Below are 14,962 nucleotides of genomic sequence, written 5' to 3'. Positions count from 1 at the left end.
CGCCCTCAAGCGCCGGCCTGGCGGCCCCGCTCGATGCGGGTCGCCAGCCAGCGCGCCAGCTCCGCGGCCGGCATCGGCCGGGCCAGCAAGTAGCCTTGGCCCTGGTCACAACCGGCATTGCGCAAGAAGTCGTACTGGTCCTGCGTCTCGATACCCTCTGCCGTGATGCGAAAGCCCAACGCATGCCCCAGGTCGATGATGGCACGGGCCACGGCCACCGCATCATCGTCATCGGGCAAGTCCTTGATGAAGGCGCGGTCGATCTTCAAGTGGTCGATGGGCAAGGCACGTAGATAAGCCAGCGACGAATAGCCAGTGCCAAAGTCGTCCACGGCCGTTGTCACGCCCATGGCCTGCAACTGGGCCAACACCGCACATGCCTGCTGCTGGCTTTCCATCAGCAGGCTTTCGGTGATTTCCACCTCCAGCAGGCTGGGCGCCAAGTCATGACGTTCCAGCGCCTGGGCCAGGCTGGTCACGTAGTCACTGCGCTCGATCTGCAGCGCCGCCACGTTGATTGCCAGAGGCCCGGGCATCCGGTCTTCGTCACGCCAGACGGCCATTTGCGCGCAGGCCAGCTCCAGCACGCGCTCCCCCAGCGGAATGATCAGCCCGGTGCGTTCGGCCAAGGGGATGAATTCGGCGGGCGGCACCAAGCCATGCACCGGGTCACGCCAGCGCAGCAGCGCTTCGACCCCCTGCAGGCCACCGCTGAACAAGTCGACCTTGGGCTGGTACCACAATTCGAACTCATTGGCCTGCAAGGCGCGGCGCAGGTTGCGTTCCAGGTCCAGGCGCTGCTGCAGGCGGGCAGTCATGTCAGCGTGGTAGGGCCGCCAGGTATTGCGCCCACTTTCTTTAGCTGCGTACATGGCGGTATCAGCGTGACGCAGCAGGCTGCCCACGTCTGCACCGTGCTGAGGGCACCAGGCCAGGCCGATACTGCCGGTCACCAGCGCGGCGTTGCCGTTCAGGTCAAATGGCCGTTGCAGGCAACGCAGCAAGTGCGCCAACTGATGGCTGACCTGCCCCTGGGTACCGCGCAGCATGAACACGAACTCGTCACCGCCCAGCCGGCAGACCCGGTCCGGGCTGTCCAACTCCTGTAAAAAACGCGCGGTGGCCTGTTGCAGCAACAAGTCGCCCATCGCGTGGCCAAGGCTGTCGTTGACCTGCTTGAAGCCATCGATATCCAGCAACAGCACAGCCAGCCCTTCGCCCTTGAGGATGGCCTGCGCCAACTGCTGCTGAAACAGTACACGGTTGGGTAGCCCGGTGATGGTGTCGTAATGGGCCAGGCGCTCAAGCTGAGCCTGGGAACGGCGCAGCTCCTGATTACGCTGCTGCAACTGCTGCTGCTTGCGGTTGATCTGGGCCAGAAACAGCGTGGTCAGGCCCGTGCAGGCCAGCGCAAACCAGAACAGTGGCGAGGCAAACGGGCTGGCACCCAGGCCATCCTGCCGGTGATGCACGTCAAGGTGCCCCAAAGCCAGTGACACACCGATGCCGGCCACGGCAAAAGCGACAGGCAACAATCGACCAAAAGCCTGGCGCACCTTGCGGGCAACCGACTTGTGCTCATCGGAAGAGGGAGAATTGGAAGCGATCATAGGCCTGCGGACACAGTCGATTGTTCCTGTATCGGCGCAGGCTCGGCAATGTTGAGCCAGACTGGTGTTTTTCTTACGCCAGGCGCATGCTGCTGGCTGAAGCGTTTCACCTGGCCTAAATACGTGAGGTGCAGTACCCATGGACCGTCTGCTCGATTCACTGTTTCCTACCGCGCAAAGCATCCCCGACACCTGGCGCCTCGGCGAGCCGCTCGAGCAACGCGACTATCTGGTCAATGGCGAACTCAGGCGCTGGGACGGCCCACTGGCCACCGTGCGCAGCCCGGTATGGCTCAAAGACGAGGCAGGTGAGCGCCAGGTCATCCTGGGCAGTGCCCCACTGCTGGATGCCGACACCGCACTGACGGCGCTGGATGCTGCCGTGCAGGCCTACGACAAGGGCCGAGGCGCCTGGCCCAACATGCGTGTGGCCGAGCGTATCCAGCACGTCGAAGGCTTTTTGGCACGCATGCGCGAGCAGCGCACCGCCGTGGTGAAACTGCTGATGTGGGAAATCGGCAAAAACCTCAAGGATTCGGAAAAAGAGTTCGACCGCACCTGCGACTACATCGTCGACACCATCAACGCCCTCAAGGACCTTGACCGCCGCTCCAGCCGTTTCGAGCTCGAACAAGGCACCCTCGGCCAGATCCGTCGCGCCCCGCTGGGCGTAGCGTTGTGCATGGGGCCTTACAACTACCCGCTCAACGAAACCTTCACCACCCTGATTCCGGCGCTGATCATGGGCAATACCGTGGTGTTCAAACCGGCCAAATTCGGCGTGCTGCTGATTCGCCCTTTGCTTGAAGCCTTCCGCGACAGCTTCCCGCCCGGGGTCATCAACGTGATTTATGGGCGTGGCCGCGAAACCGTCAGTGCACTGATGGCCAGCGGCAATGTCGATGTGTTTGCCTTCATCGGCACCCACAAGGCCGCCAGCGACCTGAAAAAACTCCACCCACGCCCCCACCGCCTGCGCGCCGCGCTGGGCCTGGACGCCAAGAACCCCGGCATCGTGCTGCCCCAGGTAGACCTCGACAACGCCGTGGAGGAAGCCGTCACCGGTGCGTTGTCGTTCAACGGCCAGCGCTGCACCGCATTGAAAATCCTGTTCGTGCACGAAGACGTGGTCGAGCCGTTTCTCGACAAGTTCCAGCGCAAACTGGCGGCCCTCAAGCCCGGCATGCCCTGGGAACCCGGCGTGGCCCTGACGCCGCTGCCGGAGCCTGGCAAGGTCGATTACCTCAATGGCTTGGTGGCCGATGCCACAGCCAACGGCGCCCGTGTGCTGAACCAAGGCGGTGGGCAAAGCCGCGGCTCGTTCTTCTACCCCGCCCTGCTCTACCCGGTAAACAGCAGCATGCGCGTGTACCACGAAGAGCAGTTCGGCCCGGTGGTGCCCGTGGTGCCGTACCGCGACCTGCAAACGGTGATCGACTACGTGCTCGATTCCGACTACGGCCAGCAATTGAGCCTGTTCGGCAACGACCCGCAAACCATCGGCAATCTGGTCGACACCTTCGCCAACCAGGTTGGGCGCATCAACCTCAATGCCCAGTGCCAGCGCGGGCCCGACACCTACCCGTTCAACGGGCGCAAGAACAGTGCCGAGGGCACGCTGTCAGTGCATGACGCGTTGCGCGTGTTCTCCATTCGCACACTGGTGGCCACGCGCTTCCTGGAGGCCAACAAGGAACTGATCAGCGAGATCATCCGCAATCGCCAGTCCAGCTTCCTGACCACCGATTACATTTTCTGAAGGCGGCCGGTTATAGAAAATCGATCTAGCAACCCGGTCGATTTTCCATCGTTGTAAACGACTCTATTGCAACAGGGCGCACCGCTGCGCCCCCTCGCAAAGGAGCGTTGAACATGACCGCCAAACCCATCCCCGAAGGCCAGCACAGCATCACCCCGTACCTGGGCATCAAGGACGCCGCCAAAGCCATCGAATTCTACAAACAGGCCTTTGGCGCCGAGGAGATGTTCCGCCTTGAAGGCCCCGATGGCCGGGTCGGCCATGCCGAGCTGAAAATCGGCGACTCATCGCTGATGCTGGCCGACCCCTGCGACATGGAAGGTAGCCTTGCGGCCAGCCAGACCATCAGCGCCCCGGCCGTCGGCCTGCACCTGTACGTGGAAGACTGCGACAAGGTCTACGCCCAAGCCCTCGCTGCCGGCGCCACCCAATTGCACGCGGTGCAGGACCAGTTTTATGGCGACCGCAGCGGTACCTTGAAAGACCCGTTCGGCAATATGTGGTTCGTCTCCACCCACAAGGAAGACCTCACCGTCGAAGAAATCCGCGCCCGCGCGGCAAAAATGTTCGGTGGCAGCTAAACCGCGAGTTGAAAGCGGCACGGGTTTGCCTGAAGCTTCAGGTTCGTAGCCTGGAGCCGCTTCATGCGAATCATCGACAAAACCGCCGCGCAGGTGCGTAGCCTGACCCCGGCCGAAGAAGACCTGTTGGCAGGCTTTGCCAGCGGCTCCCTCGTCGGCCCCCGCCTGCTGCAGGCCAACCAGTTGCTGATGAAGGTGCGCAGCGCCAACCAGTGGCTGGCCTGCGACTGCCGCACGGATGCCCTGCCGGTGCTTAACGTGACCCTCAACGGCAGCACCGGTACGCTGTTTCTCAAGAACAACCCCGGCACCGCCGAGCATGCACCCGGGTGCCCGTTCACCAAGGATGAACGCGAGGCCGCCGAGCGCGCCGAGGAACCTTCGCCCCCTGCCGCGTGGCTGCCGCCAGACACCCCGCTGCGCCTGATCGGGGATTTCGGTAAAGGTGCAGAGGGCAACGAACGCCGCGAGCAGCAGCGCTTGTTGTCGCTGCTGCTGACCTGGGTCGAAATCAGCGGCCTCAACCTCTACGCCACCCACCTGAAAAAAGACCTCACCAGCCAGTTTGCCGAACTGCGCAGCGTTGCCAGCCGTTACCCCTTGCTCGAACGAGTGCCGGCCAGCAACTACCTGGAAACCCGCCTGGACATGAAGCACATGATGATGCTCAAGGCCCGCCTTCGCGAGGCCACGGTGTTCGGCAACCACCGCCGCCATGGGCTGATGCTGGACTGCGTCGACCAGGTCAAAGGCCGCAAGGTGTTCAATAACCGCAGCGAGGACGGCTTCGATTTCCAGGGCCATCACCTGTACTGGGGCGGCAGCCGCACTTCAGGGCCGCTGCTGGCCCTTGCACTGTATTCGCCCACCACTGCAGGCAGCCATTATTACGAGCTGATCCACGTGGCCAGCGTGCCGGTGTTGTCACGCGTGCATATGTTCCCGGTGTACCGCGACGAAGAGCGCGAACCGCTGAAGGCGCTGGTGTCGCTGATCGACTGGATGGCCGGCAAAGGCGTGAAGGTGCAGATGCGCAGGCCGGTGATCGGCGGCCAGGTGATGGACGAACTGGTGCTGACCTCCGACCAGGACCGGGTGCTGTCCGTTTCGCTGCTGGAGCAGCCGATCGGCCCCGAGCCCGATGCCGAGAACTTCAAGCGGTATGCCGACTTCAAGAGCCTGGAGACGTTTCGCAAGTTTGTAGCGGGGTTTTTCATGCGCGAGCGGTGATGGCCCTATCGCGGATAAATCCGCTCCTACAGGGATTGCGCATGCACCTGTAGGAGCGGATTTACCGAGACGTCGGACCGCCGCGATGCGCCGTGCGCGCGGCGCTCGACCTCACCAACACCACAAAAACCCAGCCCTATACCCTCACCCCAAAAACAACCGATACGCCGGGTTCTCAGTCTCATCCCAATACCGATACCCCATTTCATCCAGCGCCAACGGCAACCCCGCCTGTTCCTCCACCGGCACCTCCAGCGCCGCAAACACTCGCGCCTCCGCCGCCCCGTGGTTACGGTAATGGAACAGGCTGATGTTCCACCGCTTGCCCAGCCGCTCCAAGAAGCCCAGCAACGCCCCCGGCCGCTCCGGGAACTCAAAGCGCAGCACGCGCTCATCCGCCCCTGGCGCCGCATGCCCGCCCACGGTATGGCGTACGTGCAGCTTGGCCAGTTCGTTGTCGGTCAGGTCCAGCACCTGGTAGCCCTGCTGACGCAGGCTGGCCAGCAACTGCTCGCGCGGGTCGTGCACCGGGTGGGTTTGCACCCCCACAAACAAACGCGCCTCCTTGCCCGGGTAGAAGCGGTAGTTGAACTCGGTGATCTGCCGCTTGCCCAGCGCCTGGCAAAACGCACGGAAGCTGCCCGGCTGCTCGGGGATGGTCACGGCGATGATCGCCTCGCGCTGCTCGCCCAACTCGGCACGCTCGGCCACATGGCGCAGGCGGTCGAAGTTGACGTTGGCGCCAGAATCGATGGCCACCAGGGTCTGGCCCTCTACACCCTCACGGGCCACGTACTTCTTGATGCCGGCCACGGCCAGGGCGCCCGATGGCTCGGTGATCGAGCGGGTGTCGTCGTAGATGTCCTTGATCGCCGCACACAGCTCATCGCTGCTCACGGTCACCACTTCATCCACGAAGTGGCGGCACAGTTCGAAGCAATGGGCGCCGATCTGCGCCACCGCCACCCCATCGGCAAAGGTGCCGACTTGCGGCAGGATCACCCGCTCGCCCGCCGCCATGGCAGCCTGCAGGCAATTGGAGTCTTCCGGCTCCACGCCAATCACTTTCACGTCGGGGCGCAGGTATTTCACGTAGGCAGCGATGCCCGCCACCAGCCCTCCGCCGCCCACCGGCACGAAGATGGCATCCAGCGCGCCCGGTTGCTGACGCAGGATCTCCATGCCCACGGTGCCCTGCCCGGCGATGACATCCGGGTCGTCGTACGGCGGTACAAACGTCGCGCCCTCGCTGTCGGCCAGTTGCAGCGCATGGGCCAGTGCATGGGGGAAGCTTTCGCCATGCAGCACCACATGCCCACCCCGCGAACGAACGCCCTCGACCTTGAGCGAAGGGGTGGTGGTGGGCATGACGATGGTCGCCTTGATTCCCAGGTGCGCGGCCGCCAGGGCAACCCCCTGGGCATGGTTGCCCGCCGAGGCGGTGATCACCCCGCGCTCGCGCTGCAGGGTGCTCAGGCGCGACAACCGTGTATAGGCACCGCGGATCTTGAACGAGAACGTGGGTTGCAGGTCTTCGCGCTTGAGCAGCACCTGATTGCCAAGGTTGGCCGACAAGGCCGGCGCCTGTTGCAGCGGTGTTTCAATGGCCAGGTCGTACACCGGCGCCGACAGGATGCGGCGCACCTGTTCGGTCAACAATTGCTGGGGCGTGAGCGGTGTACGCGGGCTGACATTGAGGCTGGTCATCGGGGGCAACTCCTTGGCTTTTTTTGGTTTTGCCCAGGAGTCAGAGAGAAGAAACCCGCCTCCAGGGCGGGTTCGGTGCACGTACGCGCTAGCCCGCCAAGCTGATAATGGCGGTAATAATAATGGCGTTCACGTGCGGGAATGTGTTCATGGGGTAGGAACTTATCCCGCCACGCGTGGCGAAGTCAACACTTGGCTTGCTGCGCCGACAGCGGCACGTCGAACACCTTGTCGAAGCCCCACTGGAACACGAACGCGTAAACGAAGAAGAACACGAACAGCGCCAGGTTGGTCAGCAGCGCCGCCCACAGGCTGACATCCAGCCAGTAGGCCACCAACGGCAGCAGGATCAGCACCAGCCCACCCTCAAAGCCCAGCGCATGCAGCAGCCGCCGCATGAAGGTGCGTTCACGTTTTTGCTGGCGGGCTTCCCAGCGCTCGAACACCCAGTTGTAGCCCATGTTCCAGCTCATGGCGATGCCCGACATCAGGATCGACAACACCGTGGACTGGGCCATGCCCGCGCCGAATGCCAGCTCCAGTGCCGGTGCCACGCAGGCCACGGCGATGGCTTCGTAGAAGATGGCCTGGACGATCTTGCGTGCCTTGCCTTGCATGTTCAGCTCCCTGACAAATCGACCTACAAAAATACAAGAAGCAATCTGCAAGAAAAAGCATGAAATACATCTTTGCCTGACCGTTCAGTCAAAAATAACTAGGCTACGCTGTTTCCGCACCACCCATTCCCTGGCTTCGGGCCGCCACGCGCCCCTTACGACCTTGCCTGCCCCCTGCATTGGACAACCCCGCCGACGGCTGCTTGTATCTATCCATTGCAAGCTGCGCCAAGGCGTATCCATTCGTCCAGGGAATCGAACGAGGAACAAGACGATGGCTAACACGGTCATGATGGTATTCGGTACCCGCCCAGAAGCGATCAAGATGGCGCCTCTGGCCAGGGTCTTGCGCGAGTGGCCCGATATCGATCTGCATATCTGCTCCACCGGCCAGCACCGCGAAATGCTTGAGCAGGTACTGACCGCCTTTGGCCTGAGCGTCGATCAGGACCTCAAGGTAATGACCCAGAACCAGACCCTGAACGGCCTGGCCCGCGACCTGCTGGACAAAATCGACACAGCCTACGACCAGGTCAAGCCCGACCTGGTACTGGTGCACGGCGATACCACCACCAGTTTTGTTGCCGCCCTGGCCGCCTTCCACCGGCACATCCCCATCGGCCACGTGGAGGCCGGGTTACGCACTGGCAACCTGCAACAACCCTGGCCCGAAGAAGCCAACCGCCGCCTGACCGGGGTGATCGCCGACCTGCATTTCGCCCCCACCACCAAAGCGCGCGACAACTTGCTGCGTGAAGGCGTGCCGCTGGAACACATCCAGGTTACCGGCAACACGGTGATTGACGCCTTGTTGTGGATGCGTGAATACCTCACCGACACCCAATGGCACCCCGCGGTCGACTCCCCGCTGGCCGCGCTGCGCGATGACCAGCGCATGGTGCTGATCACCGGCCACCGCCGGGAAAACTTCGGTGCAGGCTTCGAGCGCATTTGCCTGGCGCTGGCGGAGCTGGCCCTGCGCTACCCCGACGTGCAGTTCGTCTACCCCGTGCACCTCAACCCGCAAGTGCAAAAGTCGGTGTATGGGCTGCTGTCCGGGCGCGACAACATTCACCTGGTGGCCCCACAGGACTACCAGCACTTCGTGTGGCTGATGAACCGTGCCCACATCATCCTCACCGACTCCGGTGGCGTGCAGGAAGAAGCCCCGGCGCTGGGCAAACCGGTGCTGGTGCTGCGCAAGGTCACCGAGCGCCCCTCGGTGCTCGAAGGCGGCACGGTGAAGCTGGTCGGCACGCTGACCGAACGCATCGTCAGGGAAACCAGCCAACTGCTCGACGACCCCGAGGCCTACAAGAAAATGGCCCGTGTATTCACCCCGTTCGGTGACGGCCACGCCAGCGAACTCATCGCCGAACGCCTGAGCCAATGGTTCGAGGACACTGCCAAACCACAGGATGACGCATGAGCCTGGTCTTCATCGATGTACTGACTTATGTGCTGTTCGGCCTGAAAATTCTGGCGATCGTCCTTGCCACCCTGATGTTCCTGCTGGGCCTGGACGATTTGTTCATCGACCTCTGCTACTGGAGCCGCAAGCTGATCCGGCGCTTTCGCATCTACGACAAGCACGAGCGCGCAGACGAAAAGCGCCTGTTCGAGGTGCCGGAAAAGCCCCTGGCTATCATGGTCCCGGCCTGGAACGAAGTCGGCGTGGTCGGCGAGATGGCACGCTTGGCCGCCTCGACCATCGACTACGAAAACTACCAGATCTTCGTCGGCACCTACCCCAACGACCCGCAAACCCAGGCCGACGTCGACGCTGTATGCCTGCACTACCCCAACGTGCACAAAGTGGTATGCGCCCGCCCCGGCCCCACCAGCAAGGCCGACTGCCTGAACAACATCATCGACGCCATCCTGCGCTTTCAGGACGATGCCCGCATCGAGTTTGCCGGGTTCATCCTGCATGACGCCGAAGACGTGATCTCGCCCATGGAACTGCGCCTGTTCAACTACCTGCTGCCGAACAAGGACATGATCCAGATCCCGGTGTACCCCTATGCACCGGAATGGAAAGGCTTCACCGCCGGGCACTACGTGGACGAGTTTGCCGAAAACCACGGCAAGGACGTGATCGTGCGTGAAGCGTTGACCGGCCAGGTGCCCAGCGCCGGCGTGGGCACCTGCTTCAGCCGCCGTGCCATCAGCGCCCTGCTGGAAGACGGCGACGGCATCGCCTTCGACGTGCAAAGCCTCACCGAAGACTACGACATCGGCTTTCGCCTGAAGCAAAAAGGCATGAAGTGCATCTTCGCCCGCTACTCGGTCACCGACCCGGCACTGGCGCTCAAGCACGAATGGCGCCCGGGCATGAGCCGGGAGTTCTCCCAGGTGATTTGCGTGCGCGAGCACTTCCCGCGCGACTGGCAGCACGCCATCCGGCAAAAATCCCGGTGGATCGTCGGCATCGTGTTCCAGGGCACCAGCAACCTGGGCTGGAGCCGCACCGGTGCCCTCAATTACTTCCTCTGGCGCGACCGCCGTGGGCTGTTTGCCTATCTGCTGAGCTTTTTGGTCAACCTGTTGCTGCTGGTATTGCTGGCCATCTGGCTGGTCACGGTAATTGCCCCGGAAAGCTGGCGGTTCATGTCGATCCTCGGCGACAGCGCGCTGCTCAGTACGCTGCTGTGGCTTAACGGCCTGATGCTGGTCAACCGCCTGTTCCAGCGCGGCTGGTTCGTTACCCGTTACTACGGCATTGGCGAAGGGTTGTTGTCGGCGCCGCGCATGATGTGGAGCAACTTCGTCAACTTCTTCGCCAACCTGCGCGCCCTGCGCCAAGTCATGGAAATGGGCGACTCACGCCGGGTGGCGTGGGACAAGACCACCCACGAATTCCCGGCCCTGGCCACGGCGGCGCGCACACCGCTGGGCCACCGCCTGGTGGAAAAAGGCTACATCAGCGAGGCCCAGCTGGAGCAGGCCATCACCAGCCCGGTACGCCGCCGTCTGGGCCGCGAACTGCTGCTGCGTGGCTGGCTGACCAGTGAGCAACTGGTAGAGACCCTGGCCGAACAGCTCGACCTGCCCTGGGCACCGCTGAACCCGTTCAAGCTCGACCCACAGCTGATCGCCAAGCTGCCACGCCGCCTGGCCACCCACTATGGGGTGCTGCCGGTCGACGAAGAGGGCGACACCCTGATCCTGGCCAGCGAAAGCCCGGTAAGCCAGGTTTCCCTCGGTGTGATCAGCCGCCAGCTCAAGCGCCCCGTACGCTGCCGCCTCGCCCCCCAAGGCCGGGTTACGCTGGGCCTGCGTTACTACTACCCCAGCCCCTGGCAAAAACCGGAAACCGGCGAAATGCTCGCCGTGCTGGAGCGCCATCAGGACAACGCCGAGCTGATCGAACAGGTCAGCACCCACCAGGTGATGCTTGGTGCCCTGCTGCAGGTGCGCGGCATGGTGCCGGTCACCCTGTTCAACCAGGCCTTGATCGACTTCGACCCCGAGACGCAAAGCCTGGGCGAACACCTGATCGCCCGCGGCATCATCACCGAGGCCGTGCTGCAACAGGCCCTTGCCGAACAGGCCAGCGAACAGCAGGCCGCCCTTGACCTGACCCGGGAGGTGGCATGACGCCGCGCTTTACCTTCAGCCTCGCCGGCCTGCTGCTGTGCTCCACGGCCTTGGCCGCGCCCATGACCGACTTCCAGCGCTTTACCAGCTACCCGTTCATGGAGCGCAGCTACCGCGAAGCCAAAAAGGACAACTGGGCCGAGGTGGAACGCCTCACCCGCCATGTACTGGGCCGCGTGCCCAACAATGACGAGGCCCGCGCCCTGCTGGTCGAAGCCCTGGCCCACCAGCGCCGTTACAAAGAAGCGCAAGCCCTGGCCGAACAGCTGGAGGACGGACCGGAACACGCCAACGCGCTGCTGGAGCTGCGCCTGACCTGGATCGAACAGGACCCGCCACCCGCCAGCGTGGTGGAAAGCTGGCTGGCCAGTGCCGACAGCATGCAGCGGGTACGCCTGTGGCAAGCCTACAGCCTGAGCCTGGCCAAGTTCGGCGGTGCGGGCAAGGCGCTGGACTGGCTCAGCCAGCTACCGCCACGTGATGACGGGCAAGTGCTGCGCCTGGCCCGCGCCAACTTCGCCGAACAGCTGCGCAACTGGAAAGAAACCATCGACCAACTGCAACCGCTGGCCGCCAAGGGCCAGTTGCCGCCCCAGGATTGGCAGCGGCTGGCCAACGCCTATGTGCAGCAACTCGACGAACAAGGCCTGAACGCACTGCTGCCCAGCGCCCCCTCGGCGCAAGCCGCCAATCAGGCCCGCCTGGCCATGGCCAACCGGGCGATCGCCGTGGGCCACAACCAGCAGGCCCAACGCTGGCTGCAAGCCCTGCCCGCCGAGCAGCTGCAACAACCCGAGCACCGCCAGCAACTGTGGGAACTGGCCCGTGAAGGGGATGATGCTGCGCTGGTCATGCGCCTGAGCAACGCGCTGCAACGCCCTTGCCTGGAAACAGTCGACTGGCTGTCGCGCCACGACCCGGACCTCGCCCGCGAGCAGTTCAAAGGCTGCCCGGCCACGGCCGACTCGCGCGCCCATGCCATCCTCAAGCAGCGCCTGTACGGCGACCCGGCGCCACCGCCGCAACCGCGCACTGCCAGCGAATGGGAAAAGCGCTACCGCCAGAGCGGTGACCTGGCCGCCCTTGAGCAAGCCACCTTCCTGTTGGTGCAACAGGGCCAGCACGCTCATGCCCGCACGCTGCTGGAACAGGCCTATGACCGCCGTAATGGGCGCCTGACGCCCGCGCTGCTGCAGCGCCTGGGCAACCTCTACGCCCGCACCGACAGCCCGCTGGACACACGGCGCGCACTCAGCCTCGTGCCGAAAGTAGACCCCGATACCCGCGCCCAGTTGCTGGGCCGGCTGGCCGAAGCGGGCCAGTGCGACAGCGTGCGCCAGGCCATCCCGGCCACGCCGGTAGAAGCTGGCCAGTACCGTGCACTCGGCCGCTGCGCCATGCCCGACCAGCCCGGCGAGGCCGTGGTCTACTACCAGGCCGCCGAGCGGCTGGGCGGCCCCGGCGACCGCCTGCCTTTGGCCTACGCCCTTGAAGCCGCTGGCGATTCCGAAGCCGCACTGCCGATCTGGCGCAGCCTGCCCGCCAGCGCCTGGACCGACAACGCCCGGCTGACCGCCGCCCGCGGCGCGCTGAATGCCGGCGATGCCCAGGCCGCGCGGCGCTACTGGGACGCCGCGGCGCACACCAGCGCCGACGACTGGGCACTGGGCGCGGCCATCGCGCAAGAACAGGGTGACCTGCAGGCCGCCTTGGGCATGCAGCGTCAGGCCCTGGCGCACAAGCCGCGTGCCGACCACTACTATGCGGCGTCCAGCACCGCGCAACTGGCCGGGGATACGGCGCAAAGCACCGCCTGGCTGGCCGAAGCCGTACGCCTGGCCCCCGACCAGCCCCGCTACCGCGCCGACTACGGCACGCGCCTGGCCGGCTCAGCCGACAAGGCCCAGCGCCGCCAGTCGATCCCTTACCTGCAACAGGCCACCCGCGACTTCCCCGAAGACTACCGCCTGGGCGAAACCCTCGCCCTGCGCTACGACGAGGCCGAAGACAGTGCCTCGGCCCGCCGCGAGCTGCGCCGCGTGCTCGATGTGGAGCAGAACCTGGTCGACGGCGATGACGAGTACGGCAGCCTGGAAGCACGCAAATACCGCCAGCGCCGCGCCCACGAGGCGCTGGCGCGGCGCGACACCGTCACCCTGGCCAGCACCTGGTCGCCCGCCGGCACCTCCACCAACGACAAGTTTCTCGACACCGGCGAGCGCAGTGGCACCACCCGCCGGGCGCAATCGCAGAACGTGCAGTTGGCCATGTGGGACCATGCCCTGGGTGAAGAACCCAGCCGCAACGGCAGCACCCTCTCGGTGTATGGCCGCGTATTGTTTGGCGGCCAGGGCCGCAACGAGTACGCCCAAAGCATGGGCACCGGCGTGGGCCTGCGTTACAAACCCCTTGGCCAGGCCAACCTCAACCTGTACGCCGAGCTTTACCACCAGCGCCAGATCGACGACGACCAGTACAGCGGCCTGAGCCTGGGCGAGCTGCTTAACCCAAGCAAGGTCGGCAGCAACTGGGGCGACTTGCGCAGCCACGCCGAATCGAGCAACGACCTGTTGCTGCGGGCCACCGCCTCGTTCCTCGACCAAGGCGACTGGCGCAACGACTGGCGCGTGGACGAAGACGACTGGAACGAGCGTTTTTTGTACCTGGACGCTGCCTGGTGGACCCGCGCCGGCGACCACGCGTGGTTATCGCGCTACCAGCAAGGCCATGCCTGGAAGCTGCCGGGCAGCTCACCGCAAACCCTCATGCCTTACGGCTTCCTCGAGTTCTCCAGCCAGGACCCAAGCAACGACTGGCGCCAGGACGCCCGCGCCGGCATCGGCGTGCGCTGGCAATGGTGGTTCGACGACGACCGTTACAACGCCTACCGCGGCACGCTGAAAGTGCGTGCCGAGTACCAGCAATCGCTGGGGGGCAACCTGTATGAGCGCGCCAACGGCGTGCTGGTGGGCGCGGAGATGAGCTTCTGATGCGTAAATTACTGGCAATCTGCATGCTCGCCCTGTGCCTGCCGGCCCTGGCGGACCAGCGCCTGTTCTACCAACCGCTCAACCGCGACGCGGCCCTGACGCCCGTCCAATGGCAACAGCTATGGCGGGCGACCGTGGCACAAGGCGGCAAAACCCTGATCGTGCAATGGAGCGCCTACGGCGACAGCGACTTCGGCGGCGCCCAGGGCTGGCTGGCCAACAGCCTGCGCCAAGCGCACGCACAGGGCCTGGAGCTGGTGCTGGGGTTGTACATGGACCCGGCTTACTACACCCGCATCGACGAACTCGACAGCGATGGCCTGAGCAATTACTGGAAGGCGCAATTGGGCCGTTCGCTCGGCCAGTACCAGAAGGTGCGCGAGGGGTGGCAGTTACCCGTGGCTGGCTGGTACCTGCCCATGGAGCTGGACGACCATCATTTTCGCGATGCCAGCCGCCGTCAGGCGCTGTATAGCCAGTTGCAGGCGTTTAACCGGCAGCTGGACAAACCGCTGCACATCAGTGCGTTCAGTGCCGGCAAGCTGGCTCCGCGGGTCAATGCCGGGTGGCTGGAACAGTTGGCAGGCCTGGGCCTGAAGGTGTGGTGGCAGGATGGCGCCGGCACCGGCCGGCTGCCGGCCCTGGTGCGTCAAGGGTATGAGCAGGCGCTGCCTTGCCAAGTAGGGGTGGTACGCGAGGCGTTTCGGCAGGTAAGCGCGCCGGGGCAAGCGTTCCGGGCGGAGCCTGCGGCGCCGGCATTGCATGGCGGGTGCCATGAGGAAGCAGTGTTTGCCCTGAGGTACCGGCCGTGGGCACGAGGGTTGCTGCCCCTGAATTGATTGCCTGTGCCGGCCTCATCGCGGATGAA

General features: G+C 64.4%; 10 protein-coding genes. 7 read left to right on the top strand and 3 right to left on the bottom strand.

Features of this window, described 5'->3' with window-relative positions; all coding sequences use genetic code 11:
• Positions 1-5: 5 nt before the first annotated feature.
• Positions 6-1,610 carry a putative bifunctional diguanylate cyclase/phosphodiesterase gene (locus tag PVV54_RS11380; RefSeq protein ID WP_274910027.1) on the bottom strand — a complete coding sequence of 535 codons (1,605 nt, stop codon included), beginning with the start codon at positions 1,608-1,610 and terminating at the stop codon, positions 6-8.
• Between the two features lie 139 nt (positions 1,611-1,749).
• Here PVV54_RS11380 and PVV54_RS11375 point away from each other — a divergent pair, with 139 nt between their 5' ends.
• The 3 genes from PVV54_RS11375 (at position 1,750) to PVV54_RS11365 (ending at position 5,180) form a co-directional block, all read left to right on the top strand.
• Complete coding sequence (locus PVV54_RS11375) at positions 1,750-3,369, top strand: NADP-dependent glyceraldehyde-3-phosphate dehydrogenase (protein WP_274910026.1); 1,620 nt, start codon at positions 1,750-1,752, stop codon at positions 3,367-3,369.
• Between the two features lie 113 nt (positions 3,370-3,482).
• Positions 3,483-3,950: a VOC family protein gene (locus tag PVV54_RS11370; RefSeq protein WP_274910025.1), complete on the top strand. Its 468-nt coding sequence runs from the start codon at positions 3,483-3,485 to the stop codon at positions 3,948-3,950.
• 63 nt (positions 3,951-4,013) lie between these two features.
• Positions 4,014-5,180, top strand: coding sequence for a hypothetical protein (locus PVV54_RS11365; RefSeq protein ID WP_274910024.1), 1,167 nt, complete (start codon positions 4,014-4,016; stop codon positions 5,178-5,180).
• A gap of 144 nt (positions 5,181-5,324) precedes the next feature.
• Here PVV54_RS11365 and ilvA read toward each other — a convergent pair whose 3' ends face one another.
• Together ilvA and PVV54_RS11355 are read right to left on the bottom strand one after the other, a co-directional pair.
• Entirely contained in the window at positions 5,325-6,887 is a 1,563-nt protein-coding gene (gene ilvA / locus PVV54_RS11360; protein WP_274910023.1) for a threonine ammonia-lyase, biosynthetic, read from the bottom strand.
• A 185-nt stretch (positions 6,888-7,072) separates the two neighbouring features.
• Positions 7,073-7,504, bottom strand: a complete 432-nt coding sequence (locus PVV54_RS11355) for a PACE efflux transporter (RefSeq protein WP_274910022.1) — start codon at positions 7,502-7,504, stop codon at positions 7,073-7,075.
• Between the two features lie 274 nt (positions 7,505-7,778).
• Between PVV54_RS11355 and wecB the strand changes: the two genes are divergently transcribed.
• The 4 genes from wecB to PVV54_RS11335 are packed head-to-tail and all read left to right on the top strand — an operon-like array spanning position 7,779 to position 14,933.
• A complete protein-coding gene (wecB, locus tag PVV54_RS11350) occupies positions 7,779-8,933 on the top strand; it encodes a non-hydrolyzing UDP-N-acetylglucosamine 2-epimerase (protein ID WP_274910021.1) in 1,155 nt (384 codons plus the stop codon).
• Positions 8,930-11,104 (top strand): cyclic di-3',5'-guanylate-activated glycosyltransferase NfrB, encoded by a 2,175-nt coding sequence (nfrB, locus tag PVV54_RS11345; protein ID WP_274910020.1) that lies wholly within the window; start codon positions 8,930-8,932, stop codon positions 11,102-11,104. The genes wecB and nfrB overlap by 4 nt, the downstream gene beginning before the upstream one ends.
• On the top strand, positions 11,101-14,094 hold the full coding sequence (locus PVV54_RS11340) for a phage receptor (protein WP_274910019.1): 2,994 nt from the start codon (positions 11,101-11,103) through the stop codon (positions 14,092-14,094). The genes nfrB and PVV54_RS11340 overlap by 4 nt, the downstream gene beginning before the upstream one ends.
• Entirely contained in the window at positions 14,094-14,933 is an 840-nt protein-coding gene (locus PVV54_RS11335) for a DUF4434 family protein (protein ID WP_274910018.1), read from the top strand. Before PVV54_RS11340 ends, PVV54_RS11335 begins: the two co-directional genes overlap by 1 nt.
• Positions 14,934-14,962: the final 29 nt, after the last annotated feature.

The organism is Pseudomonas sp. PSKL.D1, from assembly GCF_028898945.1.
In the GTDB taxonomy this organism is placed as follows: Bacteria; Pseudomonadota; Gammaproteobacteria; order Pseudomonadales; family Pseudomonadaceae; genus Aquipseudomonas.
This window is presented reverse-complemented; position numbering and strand designations above follow the sequence as displayed.

What these genes read in the sequence shown, in the direction of transcription:
- PVV54_RS11380 (WP_274910027.1), bottom strand. Translation starts at nt 1,610, where the DNA reads ATGATCGCTTCCAATTCTCCCTCTTCCGATGAGCACAAGTCGGTTGCC.
- PVV54_RS11375 (WP_274910026.1), top strand. Translation starts at nt 1,750, where the DNA reads ATGGACCGTCTGCTCGATTCACTGTTTCCTACCGCGCAAAGCATCCCC.
- PVV54_RS11370 (WP_274910025.1), top strand. Translation starts at nt 3,483, where the DNA reads ATGACCGCCAAACCCATCCCCGAAGGCCAGCACAGCATCACCCCGTAC.
- PVV54_RS11365 (WP_274910024.1), top strand. Translation starts at nt 4,014, where the DNA reads ATGCGAATCATCGACAAAACCGCCGCGCAGGTGCGTAGCCTGACCCCG.
- ilvA (WP_274910023.1), bottom strand. Translation starts at nt 6,887, where the DNA reads ATGACCAGCCTCAATGTCAGCCCGCGTACACCGCTCACGCCCCAGCAA.
- PVV54_RS11355 (WP_274910022.1), bottom strand. Translation starts at nt 7,504, where the DNA reads ATGCAAGGCAAGGCACGCAAGATCGTCCAGGCCATCTTCTACGAAGCC.
- wecB (WP_274910021.1), top strand. Translation starts at nt 7,779, where the DNA reads ATGGCTAACACGGTCATGATGGTATTCGGTACCCGCCCAGAAGCGATC.
- nfrB (WP_274910020.1), top strand. Translation starts at nt 8,930, where the DNA reads ATGAGCCTGGTCTTCATCGATGTACTGACTTATGTGCTGTTCGGCCTG.
- PVV54_RS11340 (WP_274910019.1), top strand. Translation starts at nt 11,101, where the DNA reads ATGACGCCGCGCTTTACCTTCAGCCTCGCCGGCCTGCTGCTGTGCTCC.
- PVV54_RS11335 (WP_274910018.1), top strand. Translation starts at nt 14,094, where the DNA reads ATGCGTAAATTACTGGCAATCTGCATGCTCGCCCTGTGCCTGCCGGCC.